Annotated in this window: 18 protein-coding genes and 1 rRNA gene; 10 read left to right on the forward strand and 9 right to left on the reverse strand. The window is 40.5% G+C overall.

Features of this window, described 5'->3' with window-relative positions:
- The first annotated feature begins 200 nt into the window (after positions 1 to 200).
- Both rrf and I6F40_RS18995 read left to right on the forward strand, forming a co-directional pair.
- Positions 201 to 315 (forward strand): 5S ribosomal RNA (gene rrf, locus I6F40_RS18985).
- Between the two features lie 877 nt (positions 316 to 1,192).
- The gene (locus I6F40_RS18995) at positions 1,193 to 3,289 is read left to right on the forward strand and encodes a tetratricopeptide repeat protein (protein ID WP_197193317.1); all 2,097 of its coding nucleotides are present in this window, start codon (positions 1,193 to 1,195) and stop codon (positions 3,287 to 3,289) included.
- Positions 3,290 to 3,403: 114 nt separating this feature from the next.
- Here the strand turns inward: I6F40_RS18995 and I6F40_RS19000 are convergent, their stop codons facing one another.
- Positions 3,404 to 3,931 (reverse strand): sugar O-acetyltransferase, encoded by a 528-nt coding sequence (locus I6F40_RS19000; protein ID WP_197193318.1) that lies wholly within the window; start codon positions 3,929 to 3,931, stop codon positions 3,404 to 3,406.
- Between the two features lie 159 nt (positions 3,932 to 4,090).
- On the opposite strand from I6F40_RS19000, the gene I6F40_RS19005 reads away from it, so the two are divergent.
- The 4 genes from I6F40_RS19005 (at position 4,091) to I6F40_RS19020 (ending at position 9,468) form a co-directional block, all read left to right on the forward strand.
- Entirely contained in the window at positions 4,091 to 4,855 is a 765-nt protein-coding gene (locus I6F40_RS19005) for a DeoR/GlpR family DNA-binding transcription regulator (RefSeq protein ID WP_166379641.1), read from the forward strand.
- Positions 4,856 to 4,895: 40 nt separating this feature from the next.
- Positions 4,896 to 6,716, forward strand: coding sequence for a glutamine--fructose-6-phosphate transaminase (isomerizing) (gene glmS, locus I6F40_RS19010; protein ID WP_197193319.1), 1,821 nt, complete (start codon positions 4,896 to 4,898; stop codon positions 6,714 to 6,716).
- 112 nt (positions 6,717 to 6,828) lie between these two features.
- Positions 6,829 to 8,019, forward strand: a complete 1,191-nt coding sequence (locus I6F40_RS19015) for an alpha/beta hydrolase-fold protein (protein WP_166379639.1) — start codon at positions 6,829 to 6,831, stop codon at positions 8,017 to 8,019.
- A 147-nt stretch (positions 8,020 to 8,166) separates the two neighbouring features.
- The gene (locus I6F40_RS19020; RefSeq protein WP_166379637.1) at positions 8,167 to 9,468 is read left to right on the forward strand and encodes a DEAD/DEAH box helicase; all 1,302 of its coding nucleotides are present in this window, start codon (positions 8,167 to 8,169) and stop codon (positions 9,466 to 9,468) included.
- 97 nt (positions 9,469 to 9,565) lie between these two features.
- On the opposite strand, the gene I6F40_RS19025 is transcribed toward I6F40_RS19020, so the two are convergent.
- Positions 9,566 to 10,963 carry a 5-methyltetrahydrofolate--homocysteine methyltransferase gene (locus tag I6F40_RS19025; protein WP_166379635.1) on the reverse strand — a complete coding sequence of 466 codons (1,398 nt, stop codon included), beginning with the start codon at positions 10,961 to 10,963 and terminating at the stop codon, positions 9,566 to 9,568.
- 32 nt (positions 10,964 to 10,995) lie between these two features.
- Positions 10,996 to 13,407, reverse strand: a complete 2,412-nt coding sequence (locus I6F40_RS19030) for a TonB-dependent receptor (protein WP_166379633.1) — start codon at positions 13,405 to 13,407, stop codon at positions 10,996 to 10,998.
- Between the two features lie 141 nt (positions 13,408 to 13,548).
- Here I6F40_RS19030 and I6F40_RS19035 point away from each other — a divergent pair, with 141 nt between their 5' ends.
- Positions 13,549 to 13,965: a MerC domain-containing protein gene (locus I6F40_RS19035; RefSeq protein WP_166379631.1), complete on the forward strand. Its 417-nt coding sequence runs from the start codon at positions 13,549 to 13,551 to the stop codon at positions 13,963 to 13,965.
- 145 nt (positions 13,966 to 14,110) lie between these two features.
- Entirely contained in the window at positions 14,111 to 14,962 is an 852-nt protein-coding gene (locus tag I6F40_RS19040; RefSeq protein ID WP_166379629.1) for an alpha/beta hydrolase-fold protein, read from the forward strand.
- 65 nt (positions 14,963 to 15,027) lie between these two features.
- Here I6F40_RS19040 and I6F40_RS19045 read toward each other — a convergent pair whose 3' ends face one another.
- The 6 genes from I6F40_RS19045 to I6F40_RS19070 form a co-directional block, all read right to left on the reverse strand.
- Positions 15,028 to 15,276, reverse strand: coding sequence for a DUF3297 family protein (locus I6F40_RS19045; protein WP_166379627.1), 249 nt, complete (start codon positions 15,274 to 15,276; stop codon positions 15,028 to 15,030).
- Between the two features lie 231 nt (positions 15,277 to 15,507).
- A complete protein-coding gene (locus I6F40_RS19050; protein ID WP_010554515.1) occupies positions 15,508 to 15,717 on the reverse strand; it encodes a cold-shock protein in 210 nt (69 codons plus the stop codon).
- A 187-nt stretch (positions 15,718 to 15,904) separates the two neighbouring features.
- A complete protein-coding gene (locus tag I6F40_RS19055) occupies positions 15,905 to 16,114 on the reverse strand; it encodes a cold-shock protein (protein WP_010554515.1) in 210 nt (69 codons plus the stop codon).
- A gap of 187 nt (positions 16,115 to 16,301) precedes the next feature.
- Positions 16,302 to 16,511, reverse strand: a complete 210-nt coding sequence (locus I6F40_RS19060; protein WP_010554515.1) for a cold-shock protein — start codon at positions 16,509 to 16,511, stop codon at positions 16,302 to 16,304.
- Positions 16,512 to 16,697: 186 nt separating this feature from the next.
- Positions 16,698 to 16,907 carry a cold-shock protein gene (locus I6F40_RS19065; protein ID WP_006792548.1) on the reverse strand — a complete coding sequence of 70 codons (210 nt, stop codon included), beginning with the start codon at positions 16,905 to 16,907 and terminating at the stop codon, positions 16,698 to 16,700.
- Between the two features lie 782 nt (positions 16,908 to 17,689).
- Entirely contained in the window at positions 17,690 to 18,439 is a 750-nt protein-coding gene (locus tag I6F40_RS19070) for a GntR family transcriptional regulator (protein ID WP_166377943.1), read from the reverse strand.
- A gap of 354 nt (positions 18,440 to 18,793) precedes the next feature.
- Between I6F40_RS19070 and I6F40_RS19075 the strand changes: the two genes are divergently transcribed.
- Positions 18,794 to 20,383, forward strand: a complete 1,590-nt coding sequence (locus I6F40_RS19075) for an alkaline phosphatase (protein ID WP_039486975.1) — start codon at positions 18,794 to 18,796, stop codon at positions 20,381 to 20,383.
- An 11-nt stretch (positions 20,384 to 20,394) separates the two neighbouring features.
- Entirely contained in the window at positions 20,395 to 22,185 is a 1,791-nt protein-coding gene (locus I6F40_RS19080; protein ID WP_197193320.1) for an alkaline phosphatase, read from the forward strand.
- The last annotated feature ends 178 nt before the right edge of the window (positions 22,186 to 22,363 follow it).

Genomic DNA, 22,363 nt, shown 5'->3' on the forward strand with positions numbered 1-22,363 from the left:
AAGTGGTGTGAGCCATTAAGCTAACTTGTACTAATTACCCGTGAGGCTTAACCATACAACGCCAAACGCGTTTTATGCGACAGTTTAGACAGAAGTTAATATGACTAAAGTAGATATTACTTAGAAAGACTTAAAAAATATTATCAGATATTTTCCAAATTCAGTTAATTTGTAGCGATACGAATTAACGCCCAAATTTGCTTGGTGACAATAGCGTTTTGGACCCACCTGACTCCATGCCGAACTCAGTAGTGAAACGAAACAGCGCCGATGATAGTGTAGCATTTGCTATGTGAAAGTAGGACATTACCAGGCTTCAAATTGTAGAAAGCCCGAATCTAACGATTCGGGCTTTTTTACGTCTGCAGAAAAGTGAAATGTGCGCAATTAACACACACTCACATCAATACCTAGCACGTAAGTCGGGCGAGCGAAGCGACTCCCGACGCTAAAATCACAGCAAAATCCCTTAATATCTCAGTCGGCCAATAAAGTAGCATTTGCAACGTGACTCTCCACCGCTGTGGGTACTATGACATTACACAAGCTTCACATTGTAGAAAGCCCGGATCTAACGATTCGGGCTTTTTTACGTCTGCAGAAAAGTAAAATATGACAAATAATCCTCACTCATTCACAGCCTATCAAGTAGGTCGGGCGAGCGAAGCGATTCGCGACGTATAGAGAGTCCCGCATTTACCATGTGACTCTCCACCGCACAGGCACTACGACTTCCTACGGTGAAGTTCACGACTCTAAATGCGAGAAAGCAGTTTTTCAAATTATCGTGCGAAAGGTTATTTCATTTTTAGTTGATCAATACTTACTTTGTAGTACTTATTATTTTCCTAAGCTTTACGTAATTTAAGTTTATGCTCGATTTATTGATCAGCGAGTATATGGAGTATCAGCCTTTTAACTGCGCGAATACGATTGCTTTTTAAATTATTTAAGTGAGTAACACTAATCACATGACGTTTAGCTATGATACTGAAAATATCGCCAGATTGAATGATGTAGCATTGCCATTAAATGTAATCTTTACTTTTTGATTTGCGCGCATCGCTTTAAACTATTTTACGAGTGAGTATTTTTAGATGGTATGTATTGTAAAACTCAGTTAAATTAACAGAGTTACAATAAGTTATCGATTTAGTATTGGCCAAGCAGGCTTATTTTTTAGGGATGATGGATGCGTTTAATCTTACTTTTTTTATTTTTATCGACTTTGCTGAACGTAAATATTGTCGCAGCTACGCAAGTCGCACCTCCTGTAAATATAGCTCCTTCGTTACCTAATACGCAGAGAAATCATGATTTGGTATACCAGCAATTATTTAGTATGCACAGCCAACTTGCTAGTTTGGATGAAAAACTACAACAACAAAAAACACTCGGTAATGATGTTAAAACCCTAGAAGCGGCGCAGCAAGCGCTAACAATTCAACTATCTAGATTCCAATCTCAACTCGACGCGCAAAAGAATCTACAAGCTAATAAATTTACTGGTTTTAATGGGCGAATTGGTGATTTAAAAGACTCAATAAATTGGTGGTTTTCTATATTAACGATTTTTCTCGCATTGGGCGGTTTACTTATTTATAAGCTAAGTAGAAAAGAAGCAGAAAATGTAGCGCATCAACAGATGGAAGGCTTTATTAGCAGTAATGCGGATGAAATTTTAGCCAATGCGCAAGTTTCTCTGGAAAAGCAATTAGGTGAGGCTAATACATCTGTTGAATACTTAAAGAAATATATCGATGAAGCCCGTCAGATTATCGAAGAGAAGAGAAAAGAAGTTGAAGCAGCGGCTGATGATGTGCAAAGGTCTATTGCAGAGAAACAAGAGCCAAACCCTGAATCATTAAGAATATTAGAAAATAGCACTAATAAAATAAGTAAAGGGCACACAACTGCGCGTGAATACCTAAATCTAGCAAGTGTTGGTTATGGGAAAAAGAACTATAAAGAGACTCTAAAATATCTAAATTTAGCTATTAAAACTTTGAAAGATAGTGAAAAACAAACTCGATTTCATGCACAGCTGTTATGGAATACAGCTATTGCCCATTCTATGTTGAAAAATGTAAATGCTGAACTTAAATCTTATGATGAGTTAATACAAAACTTTAAAAGTATACATAATGAAGAGAGTTGGGATTTTGTTGCAAGAGCGATGTTAAACCAAGGTGTCGTTTATGCTAAGCAAGGCAAACCTGATGACGAGCTCAACAGTTACGCAACCTTGATTGAGCAGTTCAAAGGTTCATCGAATGAAGATCTTCAAATTGAGGTGGCTAAAGCGATGGCTAACCAAGGCATTACTTATGGTCAGCAAGGCAAACCTGATGACGAGCTCAACAGCTACGCAACCTTGATTGAGCAGTTCAAAGGTTCATCGAATGAAGAGCTTCAAATTGAGGTGGCTAAAGCGATGGCTAACCAAGGCGTTACTTATGGTCAGCAAGGCAAACTTGATGATGCACTCAGCAGCTTCGCAACCTTGATTGAGCAGTTCAAAGATTCATCGAATGAAGAGCTTCAAATTGAGGTGGCTAAAGCGATGGCTAACCAAGGCGTTACTTATGGTCAGCAAGACAAACTTGATGATGCACTCAGCAGCTTCGCAACCTTGATTGAGCAGTTCAAAGATTCATCGAATGAAGAGCTTCAAATTGAGGTGGCTAAAGCGATGGCTAACCAAGGCTTTACTTATGATCAGCAAGGCAAGCCTGATGACGCACTCAACAGCTACGCAACTTTGATTGAGCAGTTCAAAGACTCATTGAATGAAGAGATTCAAATTCGGGTGGCTAAAGCGATGAACAACCAAGTCGTTTTTTATGGGAGTCAAAAAGACTTTACCGCTGCTCTAAATCTGCATTCGCAATTATTAGAGCGATTTAAGGATGCCAATAATGCTGAAATTAAAGCACAAGTAAAAACAGCGCTCGCTAATATTGCAGAGCTGGCTTTATTTTTTGAAACACCGGAACAGGTGCTCAGTCGTGTTACAGAAGTTGAAAAATCCATAGTTGATCAACAAATTTTAGCCGTAATGCAGTTTATTCGCTTTTTGCTTGACGATAAAACGATTGAAGAGGTGTTTACTGCCTTAACCGCAATCCCACCGGAAATGAAATTAACGTGGAGCTTTGGAGAGATTAAAGATTATCTAACCGATAATTTTGAAGGTATAAAGCAACAACAGATTCAAGCAGTTGTGCAGTATTTTGAGCAACATAAAGATATTGAGCAATTAAGGGATAAATTAGGGGTTCCAGGCTAGCTTTTGCCTTTTTATCGCCGTAAACGACGGCCTACGGATCGTATAAATTTGGAATATTTAAATTCTAATTAATTGTCGCCATAAATGACGACCTACAGGGCGGGCTTTAGCGTGTTAAATATCCTTGAGCTTTATCGCCGGACTTCCTGCAACCACTGTATTAGCTGCAACATCTTTGGTTACTATCGACCCTGCGCCCACAACAGCGTTATCACCAATGGTAACGCCAGCTAATACAATAACTCCGGCGCCAATCCACACGTTATTGCCAATGCTAATCTGTGCTGCAAAGTTTTCCTTATTAAGCCTTTCTGCTGGATTAGTAGCATGTGACACAGCAAGTAGCTGAACGTTAGGACCTATTAAGCAGTCATCACCGATAGTAATTGCCCCCTCACTAATTGGGGCATCTAAAATAGTGCAATTAATATTTATAAAAGTACGATCACCAAGAACTATTTGATTGCCGTAATCGCAATGAAAACCTGATTCTATAATTACACCATCACCCGACTTTAAAAATAACTCTTTGATACGTTTTAAGTTGCCTTTACTTGGGCTCTTATTAAATAAACGGCAGGTTTCACCTGCTTGCTTTCGCTGTGCTAAGTATTCTTTACTGATACTGTTAAATGACTGCATTGTATTTATCTTTATAACTTAATTAGTTACAGCTTACCGTACTTTTAGTTTTATTATTATTAGAATAAAACTGTGTTTTTTTTGCTCGTTCACTTGCCATTTAAGTTGTTTCGTTTAAAATCGCATAACTTTCGAAATGAAACTTAATTCACGAGCTTTATGACTAAACGAAACACACAGCAGCGTCGTCACAATATACTAGTTCAAGTTAATGAATTAGGTGAAGTAGCCGTTGAAAAGTTAGCACAGCAGTTTCAAACATCTGAAGTAACCATTCGAAAAGATTTAACCTCGCTTGAAAAAAGTGGCTTATTACTTCGCCGCTACGGTGGTGCTATTGCACTACCTAAAGAAATTGTTAGCGATGAAGTAGATTCAAAGCGCAAAGTCGCAATAGCAAAAGCTGCAGCAAAACTTATAAAAGATCATAACCGCATTATTATTGATAGCGGACGCACTACGGCAGCTATGATCCCTGAGCTTGCTGATAAGCGTGGGTTAGTTGTTATGACCAACGCAATTAAAGTAGCGAGTCGTTTATTAGCACTCGAGAACGAGCCGACACTTTTAATGACCGGCGGAACGTGGGATCCACATTCTGAGTCATTTCAGGGGCAAGTTGCTGAAAATGTATTATGTTCTTACGACTTTGATCAGCTATTTATTGGCGCTGACGGCATAGATGTAAAGCGCGGTACTACTACCTTTAATGAGCTAGTTGGTTTAAGCCAAGTTATGGCAAAAGCCGCTCGTGAAGTAATTGTAATGGTTGAATCAGATAAGATTGGCCGAAAAATACCAAATTTAGAATTACCGTGGAAAATAGTAACCACATTAATAACCGACGATGGCTTAGCAGACGATAAGCGCAAAGCAATTGAGGCGTGTGGTGTAAAACTAATTTGTGCAGAGGTTATACAATAGCTACTCAGTAGCAAGTATTTTAAAAATTAATGGAGACACTATGTGTGGAATAGTTGGGGCAGTTGCAGAACGTCCAGTAAACAAAATTTTAGTTGAAGGCCTTAAGCGCCTAGAATACCGTGGTTATGACTCAGCAGGCGTAGCATTGCTTGATGTCAACACACTTAATACTGTTAAAGCAGTGGGTAAAGTAGTTAACGTAGAAGCAGCTCTAGAAAAAGCAGGTGTTAGCGGTCATACAGGTATTGCACATACGCGCTGGGCAACACATGGTAGCGTTACAGAAGCAAATGCACACCCACATGTATCAAACAACCAGTTAGCACTTGTGCACAATGGTATTATTGAAAACCACGTGAGTCTACGTACAGCACTTAAAGCAGATGGTTACGAATTCTTATCAGACACTGATACAGAAGTAATGGTGCATTTAATTCACCAACTTCGTAAACAACACACAACGTTACTTGCATCAGTACAAGCAGCTGTTAAACAGTTTGAAGGCGCTTTTGGTACTGTTGTATTTGATAAAGACAACGACAACGAAATCATTGTAGCGCGCTCAGGTAGTCCTCTTGTTATTGGTTTAGGCCTTGGCGAGAACTTTATTGCGTCTGATCAGTTAGCATTACTACCTGTTACTCGTAGCTTCATCTTTTTAGAAGAAGGCGACGTAGCACGTATTACACGTGACACAGTAGAAATTTTTGATGCAGACGGTAACGCAGTTGAGCGTGAAGTGATTGAATCAAACATTACGCAAGATGCATCAGGCAAAGGCGATTACCGTCACTACATGCTAAAAGAAATTTACGAGCAGCCACTTGCTGTACGTAATACTCTTGAAGGGCGTTTAAACGACGACCGTGTGGCAATTGATGCCTTTGGCGAAAGCGCTCAGCAAATATTTAAAGATGTAAAACATGTGCAAATTATTGCCTGTGGTACGTCTTATCATTCAGGTATGGTTGCACGTTACTGGCTTGAGCAGTTTGCGGGTGTTAGCTGTAATGTAGAAATAGCTTCTGAATTTAGATACCGTCAGTCGTTTGTTCATGAAAATAGCTTACTTGTTACTATTTCTCAATCGGGTGAAACTGCCGATACGCTAGCTGCATTACGCCTAGCTAAAGAGCAAGGTTACATGGCCTCAATGACTATTTGTAACGTACCTGGTTCATCGCTTGTACGCGAATCAGACCTTGCCTTTATGACTAAAGCAGGCGCTGAAATAGGCGTGGCATCTACTAAAGCATTCACAACGCAGTTAGTTGGTTTGTTAATGCTTACTGCGTCTATAGCTCAGGAAAAAGGCCTTGATCAAAGCGCAATTGTAAATGCAATTAAAGTACTTCCAGCTAAGTTAGAAGAAACATTATTACTCGCTGATGGTATTGCAGATCTTGCAGAAGAGTTTGCTGATAAGCACCACTCATTGTTTTTAGGTCGTGGCTCGCAATACCCAATTGCAATGGAAGGTGCGCTTAAACTTAAAGAGATTTCGTACATTCACGCAGAAGCTTACGCAGCGGGCGAGCTAAAACACGGCCCATTAGCACTTATTGATGCCGACATGCCAATTATTGTTGTAGCACCAAATAACGAATTGCTAGAAAAACTTAAATCAAACGTAGAAGAAGTACGCGCACGTGGCGGCATTATTTACGTATTCGCAGATAAAGATTCACACTTTGAGTCAGACGACACAATGCGTGTAATCAACGTAAACCACACTGACGACATTATTGCGCCAATTGTTTACACCTTGCCATTGCAGCTACTGTCGTACTACGTAGCGGTAATTAAAGGCACTGACGTTGACCAACCACGTAACTTAGCTAAATCGGTTACGGTTGAGTAAAATCAATAGGTTGGTAATTACCTGTTAAAGATAAAAAGGCGCTCAATGCGCCTTTTTTTGTACCTCAAAGCCTGTTAGATTAAATAACACACTATTTTATAAAGGATTAGTCATGCGTTTATTAACCGCTGTTTTTATATGTAGTATATTTATATTTTATTCTAGTAGCACACTTGCAGAGCCTGATTTAAAACAGCAAACCATTGGCTATCCGCAACACACACATACATTTAAATCGGCTGTTTTAAACGAAGAACGCACAGTTGTCGTTCAGTTACCTAAGAGCTATCAATCTGAGCCAAACAAGGTATATCCTGTTATATATCGCTTAGATGGAGCGGGTAATATACCGCTTGCCAGTGCTGTTATTGAGCGTTTGCAAAATGATAATCGTGCGCCTGAGGTTATTATTGTCGCTATTGAAAACACTAATCGCTTAAGAGATTTATACCCCACAGTTAATAAAGAGCCACAAGGCCCGGTAGGTGAAGGCGGAGGCGCAGCAAAGTTTTTAGCATTTATTGAGCAAGAGCTTATGCCCTTGATTAATAAAAGCTATCGTACGCATAACTTTAATGTGATTGCTGGGGGCTCAGCAGCAGGCGTGTTTGCACTTTATACTATGCAAGCTAATCCTGAGCTTTTCCAAGCGCATATTGCTTACAGCCCTGCCGTTTGGTGGAACTATGGCGCACCGGTAAAAGCGACTAATTCGTTTATCAATAAATCAAAAGACCTGAATAACTATGTTTATATAAATATTGGCGAAGAAGCTGGCGTAATGCGTGAGCGATATAATGAGCTGCAGCAAGCTTTACAATCTAATAGCTTGCCAAATTTACGCTTTTTCAGTGACGCATTTGAAAATGTATCGCATAACTTAACATCTGCCGCTGGGGCCTTTAATGCTTACCATCATTTATTTTTACCCAAACAAATGCCCATGAGTGCTTTAAGCGATGATATAGAATCTATTGATGTTTATTATAAAAAGTTATCTCAGCAATGGGGGGAGCAAATAACACCTCCAGAGGCGGCTGTTAGGCAACTTGGTTACAACCTAGTAAATATGCAGCAATATGAGCGGGCTGTGGCAGTATTTAAGCATAATGTTAAGCATCACTCACAATCTGTTGATGCACTATGGGGGTTAGGTTATGGCTATGAATTACAAGGTAATATACAACAGGCACTTATTAAAATAGAGGCTGCTTTAAATGTCGTAGATACCACATACCCCTATTTAGATACCTTAAAAGAGACTAAAAGTAGATTACAAACACAGTTAAATAAAACCCAGTAATATAAAAGGACAATGCGCGGGGCTAGCCTGCGCTTACAGTTACCTTTACAACACGCCGCTGATATTTAAATCACTAATCTCTACTTAATAAGCGCTAAATACGCTAAAATTACAGGCTACTTTTTTAGCAATAAGCCCGTAATAAATATGACCTCAGCCACAAGCCCTAGCACTTTTTCCGAACTTGGCCTTATTCCAGAGCTATTAGCTCGATTAACCGATTTGGAATATACCCAGCCTACACCTATTCAAGCTAAGGCTATACCTAGTGTGCTTGCGGGTAGTGACCTAATTGCAGGGGCAAATACCGGTTCAGGTAAAACAGCAACGTTTGCTTTGCCTATGCTACAAACCTTATTTTTAGAGCAAAGCGCTAAAAATGTAGCGAGCAAAGGCAACTTTGTCACTGGGCTTATTTTGGTACCTACCCGCGAGCTTGCAACGCAGGTGGCCGATAGCGTTAAATCGTATTCAGCTAACTTTAATGGCGCAATTAAAACGGTGGCGGTATTTGGTGGTGTGTCGGTTAATACACAAATGCAGGCTCTACGCGGCGGCGCCGATATTATTGTGGCAACACCTGGTCGCTTACTTGATTTAATCTCAAGCAATGCGATTAAGCTCGATAATGTAACTACGCTTGTGCTTGATGAAGCCGACCGTATGCTAAGCCTTGGCTTTACCGAAGAGCTGGCTGACCTTTTAGCGTTAATGCCTGCTAAAAAACAAACCATGTTGTTTTCAGCAACTTTCCCTGAGCAAGTTAAGCTATTAACGCAAGAGCTTTTAAACGACCCTGTTGAAATACAAGTACAAAACAAAGATGAAAGCACCTTAGTACAGCGTGTTTTTACCGTAAACAAAGGTGAAAAAACCACAGTTTTAGCGCATTTAATTAAAACCCATAAATGGCGCCAAGCGCTGATTTTTGTGAACGCTAAAAAAGACTGTGAGCATTTAGCGGCTAAGCTTGAAAAACGGGGTGTTAATGCACAAGTTTTCCATGGCGATAAAGGCCAAAGTGAACGTACTCGCGTAATAGAAAAATTTAAAGCGGGCGAAATAGAGGTACTTATCGCAACCGATATTGCTGCACGTGGTTTGGATATTGAAAAGCTGCCAGTGGTAATAAACTTTAATCTACCACGCAGTCCTGCTGATTACATGCACCGTATTGGTCGAAGCGGCCGTGCTGGTGAAGTAGGCTTAGCGCTTTCATTGGTTGATTATGAAGATTTGCATCACTTTAAAATAATCGAGAAGAAAAACAAACTACGCCTAGAGCGTGAAGAAGTAACCGGTTTTGCTGTAAACCAAGCAAACCTTGATGCAGCTGATGCGCTTAAAAATGAAAAGCCAATGGCAAAACCAGAAGGCACAGGCAAGAAAAAGAAAAAAAATAAAGCCGATGATATAGATGATGTGTGGAGTGGCTGGCGTCGTAAGTAACAATAGAGCTAAATAAATAGCTGTAAAAACCCGTAATTAGTAAACCTAATTACGGGTTTTTTGTTTTGTGGCTTTAACTTAAAGCGTTAGTTTTAAATTAATGGTCGTGATCTTCATCTTCTATTTCTTGTGCAATCCCTAACCAGGTAATGCTTGCAGGTGGAAAAGTTAACTCTAGCTCACTTTCAATTTCTAGATCTTCAAGGTGTACTTGCACTATGTGTTGAGCAATTGGATCGGCAATATAAGCAAACTGACCACTTTGCGCCACTGTCATACTAAAGCTCATTCCTTCGGGCATTGTGGTTACGTCTGCTTGAGTAATATCTACTTGGCCTGCGAGTTCCCAGTGCATTTCACCGTCATGTTCATGCCCAGTAAGTACATTTAAAAAGCCTAGGCTGTCGAGTATTAAAAAGTGTTCACCACTGGCTGAAAAAGAATAAGAAACAGCACTTGCGCCATCAGCAAGTTGCCATTCTACTTCTTCCATTTCGGCATTTTCAGGATGAATGCTAAGCAATACTGAACCACTGCCATCATGCCCTGCGGCAATACCAAAAATTGTGTCATTGCTTTTATGGCCGTACAAAGTACCAATGCGCTGATCGCCTACGGCATCTATATTTACAACTTTTTGAGCGCTGTATACATCACCTTGCTGATGGGCAATCAATACACCATCACCACAACCAAATACAACATAATCGTGATTCTGTGCTGCGCCGTGTAAATCGGGGCAGGTTATTTCAAACGTTTGCTCTAGTTCGTAATTACCATCGTGAAGATGATAAACACCCACTTGATCGGGAAGTACTTTGGCATTAGATGTATTACTTGCATCGTCGCGGCGAATGGTTGAGAGTAAATGCTCGCCGCGAGGCTCAGCTACACCATGCATGTTAATGTCGTAGTTAATGCCCGTTAGTGTAGCTGTTGTATTGGTAATATCGTTATCGGTTAGCACTTCTACTGAGGCAGGCGTACCGGTTTCTGCATCGCCATCGTAAAATATTGCTAATTGCCCGTCGTGAGTTATTAAGTGTGTAGGGCGACTACCACTTGTTAGCTCGTAGCTGCTAAACGCAGGGCCTTGCTCATAATCATGCAAGTGCTCTGCGTGATCTTCGCGCCACATACCGCCGTCTATAAACCCTAGGTAATCTTGAGTACGATTAGCAATAACAGCATAACGAAAGCCTGGTGATGCAGATAACGTGTTTGAGTCATTGTTCAGTGTAAATGTATCAAGTAATTCGTTGTTATCTAAATCAAAAAAGCTAGCTTCGTTACTGTCACCTGCCAGAACGGCAAGTCTGCCAAGTGAGTCTATGGTATAGCCGTCGTCATGGTCGTGATCATCATCATGATTGTGCTCGTCTTCTACAACAATAGGATCTTTTTCCACAATGTTGGTTTCTGCATCGCCACAGGCCGTAATAAATGTAGCGCTAATAGCGAGTGCAATAAGCTTTAATTGATATAGTTTTTTCATGTTTATTTCCTTTAATTATAATTTTTTAACGCTTAAAAATAACCGCGAATACCTAGCGCAAAACTACGTCCTGGACGTGGCGCTATATCCTTTACAAACGAGCTGTGCACGCGAGCTTCTGTATCTGTTAAGTTAGTGCCTCGTAGGTACACAGACATATCTTGGTTTAACACTGAAAGGTCGTAAGAGATGCTCGCATCAACTAAGGTGTAACCGTCTGTGGCTGTTTCTTGTGGGGCTGTGCGGTCTTGCTCTTGATAACGAGTTACGTGAATATGCGCACTGAGTTTATCTGTTTGATAGCTTAGTTCGCTGCCAAAACGAAGCGGTGGTGTACGGGGTAAATCGCCGCCGTCTTTAAGGCGTGCACGAACGTAGTCAGAGAATACATCTAGCTTAAACTCGTTAGTTAGTTGCCACGCAATTTGCGCTTCAAAACCATGTAAAACTACATCATCTGTTTTAAATAAATAAACGGGTAGCTCTGATGAATGGTCGTGCTCGTCAACGCCTTCTTCTTCATCGCCATGGTCGTGTCCACTTTCGGCGAATAAACCGGTGTCTATTTGGTAATAGTAGTTATCTACTTGGTTGTAAAAGGCATTTAAAATAAAGCCAACATCGCCTTGAGTTTTACGTAGGGTTAAATCGATATTATTGGCTGTTTCCAGATCAATTGCTTGTTCAGATAAACCCAAATGGCCATCTTCATCTAAATCAAATAGTGCGCCTACTTCGTAAGTGCCAGTACCAATATGCGGCCCAAACGATAACAACTCAGAGGCAGAAGGTGCGCGTTCAGAGCGCGATACCGAAAGCCCTAAGTTATAGTTAGATGTAAAATCCCATACTACCCCTGCCGATAAACTGACTGGCGTAAATTCATGCTCTACATCAAATACGCGAGTGGTTTCTGCGCTTTCTTCGTGGCCATGATCATGCTCGTCGGCTTCTTCTGCTTCATCGTGTGCGTGAGCGTCAATATTTGGCAGCAATACGTCGCCTGCTTCAATGGTTACACGCTCAATACGCCCACCTACCTGCACTAAAAAATCACCAAAGTGCCTTTCTTCCATTAACGCTACAGCAAAGCTTTCGGTCTCTGATGGAGGAGTAAAGGCCTCTTCACCTTGTGCTTCAACATCGCTTTGCTTGTAATGAAAGCTAATACCGCCATTCCATTCGTTAAATTGGTTATGCAGTAGGTCTATGCGTAATTCGTTGGTTTCGTTTTTAAAGGTAGTGCCAACAGCGCCGCTCTCAATTTCAGCGTGTTCGTAGTCGGTATGGCCAGCGCGGAGATTTATTTTGTTTAGCCATTTATTATCTAGGTTGTACTCACCTAATAATTGCACTTTAGTTTGCTCTAAATCAGCAAATACGCTTTCTTCTTCGTCGTTGTGTTCTTCCTCTTCTTCCTCGCCGTGCGTATGACCAGGAATACCGTATTGACGATTAAATTGCTCTACTGCTAAGCCAATAAAGCCGTTATCCATTAAATAGCTAGCGCCAACAGTAAAACCGTCAGACTCTTCATTACTGTTTTCAACTTTGTAATCGCTACTATGGCCTTCACCGTCGCTATCTATATCGGCAGCTACAGGTACCCCGTAGTCATCGGCCTCACGCCAAAATGCATCGGCGTAAAAAGCCACCGAGTCTGTGCCTGTGGTGGCATTAAACGAGGCCACTTTTTGGTTATCTACCGAGTTATGTTCTAGGTTCCATTCACCACGCGTGGTGCTGTCGGTAGGTACGCGGTTATCTACTACATTAACCACACCACCAATTGCGCCACTGCCATAAAACAGCGTTGCAGGGCCGCGTAATACTTCAATTTGTTGTGCGGTAGACGCCTCCGATGCAACAGAGTGATCGGGGCCAACGCGCGAAACATCACTAACATCAAGGCCATTTTGAGTAATAAGTACGCGAGGGCCGCTTAAACCACGAATAATAGGTGTGCTGGCTACTTTACTGTGAAAATTTGTATTAACGCCTGGGAGTTTTTCAAGGCTGTCGCCAAGGGTTGCAGCTTGTTGTCGTCTTAGTTGTTCGCCAGATAAAACACTAACAGGCGATGCAGATTCCATTGCCGACATATGAATAGGGGTCGCTTCAATATCAATAACTTCAATAGGCGAGCGCTTTAAATTAAAAGTAACCGATTGGTTTTCATCATTAGTTATTGTTATATCGCGATGAAGATGCGCATAACCAGGGGCTACAACGTGAAGCTCTTTTAAGCCATTTTTTAGTTCTGTTATAACAAATTTACCGTTTTCATCGGTGGTTACTTTAAGATCTGAGCCTTCAACTTCTACCGTTGCATTGGTAACTACTTTACCTTTGTTGTTTAAAATAACGCCTTCTATTGTGGATGCAAGCACACTAGCCGGCAATAAAGCTGCGATGAGAACAGCTAATTGCGATCTACGTTTCATTTGACTACCTTGTTGGATGTTATATTATATCAATTATGCGAGTAATGTTATAATATATCAACAGCAATTAACTTATGTTATTAAAATGTCTCCTTAAAAGTAACGTTTTTGAGTGGAGACACTGATTTAGTAGAGGAAATAATGAAGTCGAGTCAAAGTGTTATGGATCGTATGGCAATAGGGTTATCGGTAATGTGCACAGTGCATTGTTTTGCAACCCCGGTTATTTTAGCGTTATTACCAAGCTTTGCTGTAATGCAAATAGATAGTGAGCAATTTCATTTATGGATTCTTACGGCGGTAATGCCAACCAGTTTGTTGGCATTGAGTTTAGGCTGTAAAAAACATAAACGTACACGTTATATGGTGTCTGGTGTAACAGGCTTAGCTTTTATGATATTTGCCGTATTGCTAGGCCATGAAGTGCTCGAAAAAGCGCTAACCTTAATAGGCTCAGCGTTTATTGCTGTAGCCCATTGGTTTAATTATCAGCAATGTCTTAAACAGAATGACGACAACTGCCCGTGTTCAGGCAGTGAGCCAGATCAAGTGGTTTAATGCTATAAGTGCTGGTGGTTTAAACGAAAGCTATACTGGCACTTTATCTTTTATTTAAACTTTGTTTTTTGGATAGCTTAAATATTCGCTAAAAGTACTTTAAAGTAGGTACTTAATTTATTTTTAGCTTAGGTTAACCAATACAGTGCCTCTTATTTTAAAATCTCTTTTGCTTTTAAGTGCCTTAATATGTTTTAAATTAAGCGCAAATACCCCTTATTCAATACCCCGAAGTAACGTGGTTGAGCTCATTGAGCCCGTTAGCGAGCGGGCGTATCCTGTGTATATTCAGCTTCCTAAATCATACCAAAAGCAGCCTAATAAAACGTATCCAGTTATTTATGTAACCGATGCACCGTATACCTTTCCCATCGTTGCTGGGGCTACACGATTCCCTATGAATAGTGGCAAAATGCAACAGGCTATTATTGTAGCAATTGGCTATGAAAAAGGGTCCGCTGGCTCTAACAGCCGAATTAGAGATTACACGCCTACCTTTGCAAAAGATTGGAAAAAGCAAACAGGTAATGCCAAAGGGCATATTCAGTTTTTACAAAGTACAGTTTTCCCTTTTATTGAAAAAAACTATCGGGCCAGTAACTTACAAAGAACCTACATGGGGCATTCGTTAGGCGGTTTATTTGGCGCGACTATTTTATTAACGACACCCGATTTATTTAGCAATTATATTATTGGCAGCCCATCGGTTTGGTTTGATAACAATGCACTATTAGCGTTAAAAGTGAATAAGCCAAAATTGCCTATAAGGATATATATATCAGTTGGATCTATGGAAACGCCAGCTTTCGGCGAAGGGCAAAATATGGTTGAAGGTGCTAAGCAGCTAACGCAAAAAATTAATGCGCTTAAAAGTGACAATATAGAATTAAAAAGTGTTGTTATTGACGGCGCTAATCATGCAACCGTATTTCCAACAACAGCAATCCAAGGCTTAGATTGGGTGCTAGGTAAAGCGAAAATTAATATAATTAAATGATTTTTAACAAGCACAAAAAAAGCGACTACCCAATATGGTGTCGCTTTTTTAGTAAGTAGTATTAACTACTTATAAAAGGCTTCAACAGTGCCTTTTCTTGTAAGTAAAAGTGGTTGTCCGCGACGATCAAGGCCTTTTGGAGATGCAAACTTTATCCAACCTTCGCTGATGCAGTATTCTTCAACATCAAAACGCTCTTTGCCGTTGAACGTGATACCAATATCGTGTTCAAAAACTTCTTCCACATGATGTGGGTTGCGTGGATTAATAGAAAGGCGATCTGGTAAAGCAGGTTTTGCGGTAGTGTCGTTCATGGTCATATTCTATATTGAATGAAGTATGCGCTATTGTAGGCAATACAAAGCTTTCGCTCAAGAGAGATAGTAGTAAATGTGTTTAAAAATGTACTAATTAATGAGTTGTGTATACAAATGAGATTGCGCTTGGAAAATATTTACAGAGGAGGTTTTGAAGATATTCGACTAAATAATTATAAAGGTAAATATATTAATGGGTTATCTCTAACCCACTAAATTGTTTAGCAATTAGATGCTAACAATGTTCTCGGCTTGTGGACCTTTTTGACCTTGAGTAACAGTAAACTGTACACGTTGGCCTTCAGCTAAAGTTTTAAAACCGTCGCCAGAGATTGCGCTAAAATGTGCGAACACGTCTGCGCCAGATTCTTGCTCGATAAAACCAAAACCTTTTGCTTCGTTAAACCATTTTACTGAACCAGTAGTTGTAGTAGACATAATATGTATCCTAAAAAATTAATATAAGTGTGCCTGAAAAGAGGCGATTGAGCCGGAAAAAATAGTTAACTTGAGGATATCGCGTAGGATTATTACTAAAACAACGGGGTACTAACAAATAAAACAAAACTTCTTTCAAACTAGTATTCAAAATGGGTTATTACTAACCCATTAAATTGTGTAGCAATTAGATGCTAACAATGTTCTCGGCTTGTGGGCCTTTTTGACCTTGAGTAACAGTAAACTGTACACGTTGGCCTTCAGCTAAAGTTTTAAAACCGTCGCCAGAGATTGCGCTAAAATGTGCGAACACGTCTGCACCAGATTCTTGCTCGATAAAACCAAAACCTTTTGCTTCGTTAAACCATTTTACTGAACCAGTAGTTGTAGTAGACATAATATGTATCCTAAAAAATTAATATAAGTGTGCCTGAAAAGAGGCGATTGAGCCGGAAAAAATAGTTAACTTGAGGATATCGCGTAGGATTATTACTAAAACAACGGGGTACTAACAAATAAAACAAAACTTCTTTCAAACTAGTATTCAAAATGGGTTATTACTAACCCATTAAATTGTGTAGCAATTAGATGCTAACAATGTTCTCGGCTTGTGGACCTTTTTGACCTTGAGTAACAGTAAACTGTACACGTTGGCCTTCAGCTAAAGTTTTAAAACCGTCGCCAGAGATTGCGCTAAAATGTGCGAACACGTCTGCACCAGATTCTTGCTCGATAAAACCAAAACCTTTTGCTTCGTTAAACCATTTTACTGAACCAGTAGTTGTAGTAGACATAATATGTATCCTAAAAAATTAATATAAGTGTGCCTGAAAAGAGGCGATTGAGCCGGAAAAAATAGTTAACTTGAGGATATCGCGTAGGATTATTACTAAAACAACGGGGTACTAACAAATAAAACAAAACTTCTTTCAAACTAGTATTCAAAATGGGTTATTGCTAACCCATTTTAACGAAAGCAATTAGATGCTAACGATGTTTTCAGCTTGTGGACCTTTTTGACCTTGAGTAACAGTAAACTGTACACGTTGGCCTTCAGCTAGAGTTTTGAAACCGTCGCCAGAGATTGCGCTGAAATGTGCGAAAACGTCAGGACCAGATTCTTGCTCGATGAAACCAAAACCTTTTGCTTCGTTGAAAAATTTAACTGTACCAGTTGTAGTATTAGACATAATAGTATCCTAAGAATTAATAAAAGTGCGCCTTAAATTAGGCAATTTAACAGGAAGAAAACATACATTTAACTGAGGATAACGCGAAGGATTATTACTAAAACAACGTGGTACTTACAAATAAATAGGGTTTTCTGTCAACCCGATGCCAAGCAGGATAACAGTAAATTGAGCTATATACCAAGCCCTATTGTAAATTTATTTTAGAGTAAGTGCTTTATTAGTTTGTTTGTTTTTTAACTAACCAGTCATGATTAAGGTGATCTTTTTTGCGTCTGAATTTAAGTTAATTTTAATTTAATCAATGCTTTATGTTTGTATTAGCACGCGGTTCTAGAGTAGGTGAAATGCAAGCTTTAAGTGGTTAAAACATGACCTAATTACCTACTGATTTTTTTGATATATACCTTAAATAACTTGATTCATTAGCTCCAAATTACAAATCCAAGTATTAATAATGCAATCCAAAGTGTTTCAGCCACAATTAAAATAATGGGTTTCATACCTACTTCGGTTAGTTTTTCTGCCGTTTGCACACAATATTCTTGCGCTAATTTTAATAAATAGAAGCCTACTGGAAGAATGGTACTTAATTATTTCAATAGTAATTTATCTCGGAGATGCGTTATGTAATATGTAAGTCATTATGATGAATCATGCTGCGTTTACAGCAAAGCGGCTGATTAGTGGATAGAAAGCCATCAAGGTAAGGCTTGCTATCTTTAAAAAATATTTAAAGGTTGTGCGCTAAGATTGCTAATTAGTAGTTTAAGTACGTTTAACTAGTCGAGCTCAATTTGGTAATGATAGTGATCGCTACGGCATTTACTTAGGCGGTATTCAATACGCTTACCTTCTATTGATTCTGTAACGCGTGATACCAACAGTAGTGGGTCGCCGACTTTAATGGCAAGCATTTTTGCATCATCTATTGTAGCAAGTACGGCTTTAATACTGTCCTGGGTTTTGTGTACAGTCTGGTTAAATTTATTCTGATAGTAATGATAGAGAGTGTGCGGTATATCACTACTTTGATGTATATCAGGAAAGTAGCTTTGCGGTAGGTATATAGTTTCGCTCATGCAAAATTTGTTATCAAGAATACGTCTACGAACAAGCTTGGTAACTTTGTCTTTTTTATTGAGTTGCAAAGCCTTTATAGCTTCAGCAGGCGCTGAACAAAGCTCAACTGATAGCAGCTCCGCTTTTGGTGAGTCGTCACCTTTACCGTCGGCTTGTAACGGAAAAAACCTGAATAAGGCGTCTTGCGAGGTATGCTCTGATACAAACGTACCAACGCCTTGGCGACGAGTGACTATTTTATTGTCGGTTAACAAATTTAATGCTTTACGAACCGTACCTTGGCTCACGTTAAATTCTTCAGAAAGGCGAAATTCGCTTGGTAAAGCTTCGCCGGGCAACCAATGCCTTTTAACAATGAGTTGTTTAATACTATCAGCTACTTGTAAATAAAGTGGTTGAAAATCCAAGCTTGCGCCACTTAATTTGTGATCAAACATAGAGTTACTCATTGCTATTTACCATTAAATTTAATCCACCTGTAGTTATATCATAGGTGAAGCCTTTTACGCATATTTGCGTTACTCGATTAAACATGAGCTTCTGTGATTTCATACAGGAGCGTTACTTTGGAGTATCGTTTAAAGCACGTTTTTAATATTTAAATAATTCCCTCAATAATTCCCCTTAAAGCGCAGCGTTTAACACGTTGCGCTTTTTTTGTGACTTATTTTTGTAATAGTTTAGTCATTTTACTTTCATCAAAATTACCTTTATTAGTCACATCTGTTTTCTATAGTGCAGCGGTTGATCTTTTTTGTGTTTACACATTTCAAAAAATAACCACTAAACAATGGGAATTACGGATGAAAATTAAAAAAGTCGCTGCGGCAATCGCGCTAACATTTGCGTTTAGCGCAGTTAGCCATGCTGATGTACTACCGCAAAGCCAAAAAGACAGCAGCTGGTATAGCGCTGCGCAAACTAAACTAACAACAAAAACAGCACAAGCGCAGGCTACACAAGCCACTAAAGCTAAAAACGTCATTTTATTTGTGGGCGATGGTATGGGTATTTCTACTCTTACCGCCGCGCGTATTTTGCAAGGGCAGCGTAATAACCAATCTGGCGAAGAAGGTTATTTAAGCTTTGAAGAGTTCCCATACTCTGCACAAGTTAAAACGTATAACGTAGATGCCCAAACTCCCGACTCAGCAGGCACGATGACGGCTATTATTTCGGGTGTAAAAACCGATGTGGGCGTTATTGGTGTAGACGAAGATATTGAACGCGGCGTGTGTTCAACAGTGGCGGGTAACGAGCTAATTACCGCAACTGAATTGGCTGAAATTAAAGGGTTATCTACCGGTATTATTTCTACAGCACGTATTACTCATGCAACTCCTGCTGCCACATATGCTAAATCGGCTGACCGTAACTGGGAAGACGTATCAGATATGCCAGAAGATGCCGTAACGGGTGGCTGTGAAGACATTGCATCGCAACTGGTTAACTTTGAAAAAAACCTAGAAGCACGATTTGTAGGGACCGACGTAGACGGTCTTGATTTTGTAATGGGTGGCGGTCGTCGTCACTTTTTACCAAAAGACGAAACAGCTAACTCAACAGATGCAGTAAGCGCTATTGAAGGCGACCGTACTGACGAGCGCAACTTAGTAACTGAGTGGCAAACACAATACCCAGATGCTACGTACGTAATGGATCAAACAGGCTTTGATGCAATAGCAGACGACGCCACTAAAGTATTTGGTTTATTTAACGAATCCCACATGCAGTACGAAGCTGACCGCGCAAACGATGTAGCGGGCGAGCCTTCACTTACCGATATGACCACTAAAGCAATTGAAGTGCTTGGTAAAAACGATAATGGATTTTTCTTAACGGTTGAGTCGGGTCGAATTGACCACGCGCACCATGCGGGTAATGCATACAACGCGCTTAACGACACCATTGAGTTTGCTAAAGCCGTGCAAGCAGCTGTAGATAACACCAACCCAGAAGAAACCCTTATTTTAGTAACCGCCGATCACAGTCATGTATTTACTATTGCTGGCTACCCTAAGCGTGGTAATCCAATTTTAGGTCAAGTAGTTGCAGTAGGCGAAACAACACCAAGCTTAGCCGCCGACGATATGCCGTACACCACGGTCGGTTACGCAAATGGCTTAGGTTTTAGAAATCTAGGCGACGAGACTGATGCTGACGCAAGTTACACAAGTGCTGCTGTAGCAGGGCGTGTTGAGCTAAATGGCGTTGATACAACAACCCCAGGTTTTCACCAAGAAGCAACTGTACCAATGGGGTCAGAAACACACGCAGGTGAAGACATATCTTTACATGCAAAAGGTCCTGGTGCTCAGCTAGCACAGGGCGTAATTGAACAAAACGTTGTATTTCATTTAATTAATCAAGCTCTTGAACTAACTCAGCAATAATGGCGGCTAACATGAACAAATTAACGGTACTTTCTTTGGCAGTAATGGTCGCGCTAGCAGGTTGCTCGAGTGACGATAACAAAAATGAAAACAATATTATCGCAGTAGATAACGCTATTGCAGTGGGCTCTGAGCAGTGCATTAATGGCGGTGTAGAGACGCAAGTAGGCGCAGATACCAATAATAACGACGTGCTAGATAGCGACGAAGTTAACTCAACTAATTTAGTGTGTAATGCACCTGCAACGTCGTTAACTACCGAGCAGTTAGCCTCACTCACTAGTAATACATGGTTTAGTGAAGCACAAATAAAATTAGGTGCTGCGCAAACAGCCAGTAGCAACATTGTTACTGAATCAGGCAAAGCTAAAAACGTAATTTTATTTGTGGGCGATGGTATGGGTATTTCTACCATAACCGCAGCACGTATTTTAGCGGGTCAGTTAGAGGGCGAAATGGGTGAAGATCACCAGTTAAGCTTTGAAACTATGCCTTTTTCGGGTTTTGTAAAAACATACAACGTAGATGCGCAAACGCCAGATTCGGCAGGCACTATGACTGCAATGGCATCGGGTGTTAAAACCGATGCGGGCGTTATTGGTATTGATGAAGCAGTTGAACGTGGTAATTGTGCATCAGGCAAAGGGCACGAACTTGTTACCTCATTAGAGCTTGCTGAAATTGCAGGCAAAGCAACAGGGATTATTTCTACAGCGCGTATTACTCATGCAACACCAGCTGCAACGTATGCTAAATCGGCAGAGCGTAACTGGGAAGATATATCCGATATGCCAGAAAGTGCCGCAACGTGTGAAGATATTGCATCGCAACTGGTTAACTTTGAAGCCAACTTAGAAGCACGCTTTAGTGGTGTTGATGTAGACGGTATTGACGTAGTAATGGGCGGCGGTCGTCGTCACTTTTTACCAAAAGATGCCGCGTTTAATTCAGCCGATGCAGTAAGTGCTGTTGAAGGGGATCGTACAGATAACCGCGACTTAACCGCAGAGTGGAAAACGCAATATCCAAATGGCACGTACGTAATGGATCAAACCGGTTTTGATGCAATAAGTGACGACGCCACTAAAGTGTTTGGGTTGTTTAACGAGTCCCACATGCAGTACGAAGCTGACCGCGCAAACGATGTTGCAGGCGAGCCTTCGCTTTCACAAATGACCGAAAAAGCAATAAACGTGCTTGATAACAACGAGCAAGGTTTTTTCTTAACGGTTGAGTCGGGTCGAGTTGACCACGCGCATCATGCGGGTAATGCTTATAACGCGTTAAACGACACTATTGAGCTTGCCAAAGCCGTTAAAGTGGCGATGGAAAACACCAACCCAGAAGAAACATTAATAGTTGTAACTGCCGATCACAGCCATGTATTTACCATTGCCGGTTACCCTAAACGCGGTAACCCAATTTTAGGTAAAGTGGTTGCAGTAGGCGCTACTGAGCCAAGCTTAGCTGCCGACGATATGCCTTATACAACGGTTGGTTACACCAATGGTGGTGGCTTTAGAAACCTAGGTAGCGAGACCGATGCCGATGCAGGTTATGCCTTTGCACCAGTAACAGGGCGTGTTGATTTAACTGATGTTGATACAACAACACCTGGTTTTCATCAAGAAGCGCTGGTACCAATGGGCTCAGAAACACATGCCGGTGAAGACGTAGGCGTTTATGCAATGGGACCAGGTGCACACTTGGTAACAGGCACAAACGAGCAAAGCTTTTTGTTCCATGTAATGGACTTTGCCGCTGACTTTGTAAAAACAGCAGACGAAAAGCTAGCGCAATAAATACCGGCTAGTTATAAATTTAGTTAAATATATCTAAATAAAAAACCCCGCATACTGTGCTAATGCAGATCGTTTAAGCTAATTGAACGATCTTTCAAAGGGCTCATAATAGGCTACAACAGAAGTTGTGGCCTATTTTTATGTCTGAATTTATTAAAGAATTACACCTTACTACTGA

Source organism: Pseudoalteromonas sp. SWXJ133, from assembly GCF_015864365.1.
Lineage (GTDB): Bacteria > Pseudomonadota > Gammaproteobacteria > Enterobacterales > Alteromonadaceae > Pseudoalteromonas > Pseudoalteromonas arctica.

Coding starts and splice junctions, on each gene's coding strand:
- I6F40_RS18995 (WP_197193317.1), top strand. CDS start 1,193: ATGCGTTTAATCTTACTTTTTTTATTTTTATCGACTTTGCTGAACGTA.
- I6F40_RS19000 (WP_197193318.1), bottom strand. CDS start 3,931: ATGCAGTCATTTAACAGTATCAGTAAAGAATACTTAGCACAGCGAAAG.
- I6F40_RS19005 (WP_166379641.1), top strand. CDS start 4,091: ATGACTAAACGAAACACACAGCAGCGTCGTCACAATATACTAGTTCAA.
- glmS (WP_197193319.1), top strand. CDS start 4,896: ATGTGTGGAATAGTTGGGGCAGTTGCAGAACGTCCAGTAAACAAAATT.
- I6F40_RS19015 (WP_166379639.1), top strand. CDS start 6,829: ATGCGTTTATTAACCGCTGTTTTTATATGTAGTATATTTATATTTTAT.
- I6F40_RS19020 (WP_166379637.1), top strand. CDS start 8,167: ATGACCTCAGCCACAAGCCCTAGCACTTTTTCCGAACTTGGCCTTATT.
- I6F40_RS19025 (WP_166379635.1), bottom strand. CDS start 10,963: ATGAAAAAACTATATCAATTAAAGCTTATTGCACTCGCTATTAGCGCT.
- I6F40_RS19030 (WP_166379633.1), bottom strand. CDS start 13,407: ATGAAACGTAGATCGCAATTAGCTGTTCTCATCGCAGCTTTATTGCCG.
- I6F40_RS19035 (WP_166379631.1), top strand. CDS start 13,549: ATGAAGTCGAGTCAAAGTGTTATGGATCGTATGGCAATAGGGTTATCG.
- I6F40_RS19045 (WP_166379627.1), bottom strand. CDS start 15,276: ATGAACGACACTACCGCAAAACCTGCTTTACCAGATCGCCTTTCTATT.
- I6F40_RS19050 (WP_010554515.1), bottom strand. CDS start 15,717: ATGTCTACTACAACTACTGGTTCAGTAAAATGGTTTAACGAAGCAAAA.
- I6F40_RS19055 (WP_010554515.1), bottom strand. CDS start 16,114: ATGTCTACTACAACTACTGGTTCAGTAAAATGGTTTAACGAAGCAAAA.
- I6F40_RS19060 (WP_010554515.1), bottom strand. CDS start 16,511: ATGTCTACTACAACTACTGGTTCAGTAAAATGGTTTAACGAAGCAAAA.
- I6F40_RS19065 (WP_006792548.1), bottom strand. CDS start 16,907: ATGTCTAATACTACAACTGGTACAGTTAAATTTTTCAACGAAGCAAAA.
- I6F40_RS19070 (WP_166377943.1), bottom strand. CDS start 18,439: ATGAGTAACTCTATGTTTGATCACAAATTAAGTGGCGCAAGCTTGGAT.
- I6F40_RS19075 (WP_039486975.1), top strand. CDS start 18,794: ATGAAAATTAAAAAAGTCGCTGCGGCAATCGCGCTAACATTTGCGTTT.
- I6F40_RS19080 (WP_197193320.1), top strand. CDS start 20,395: ATGAACAAATTAACGGTACTTTCTTTGGCAGTAATGGTCGCGCTAGCA.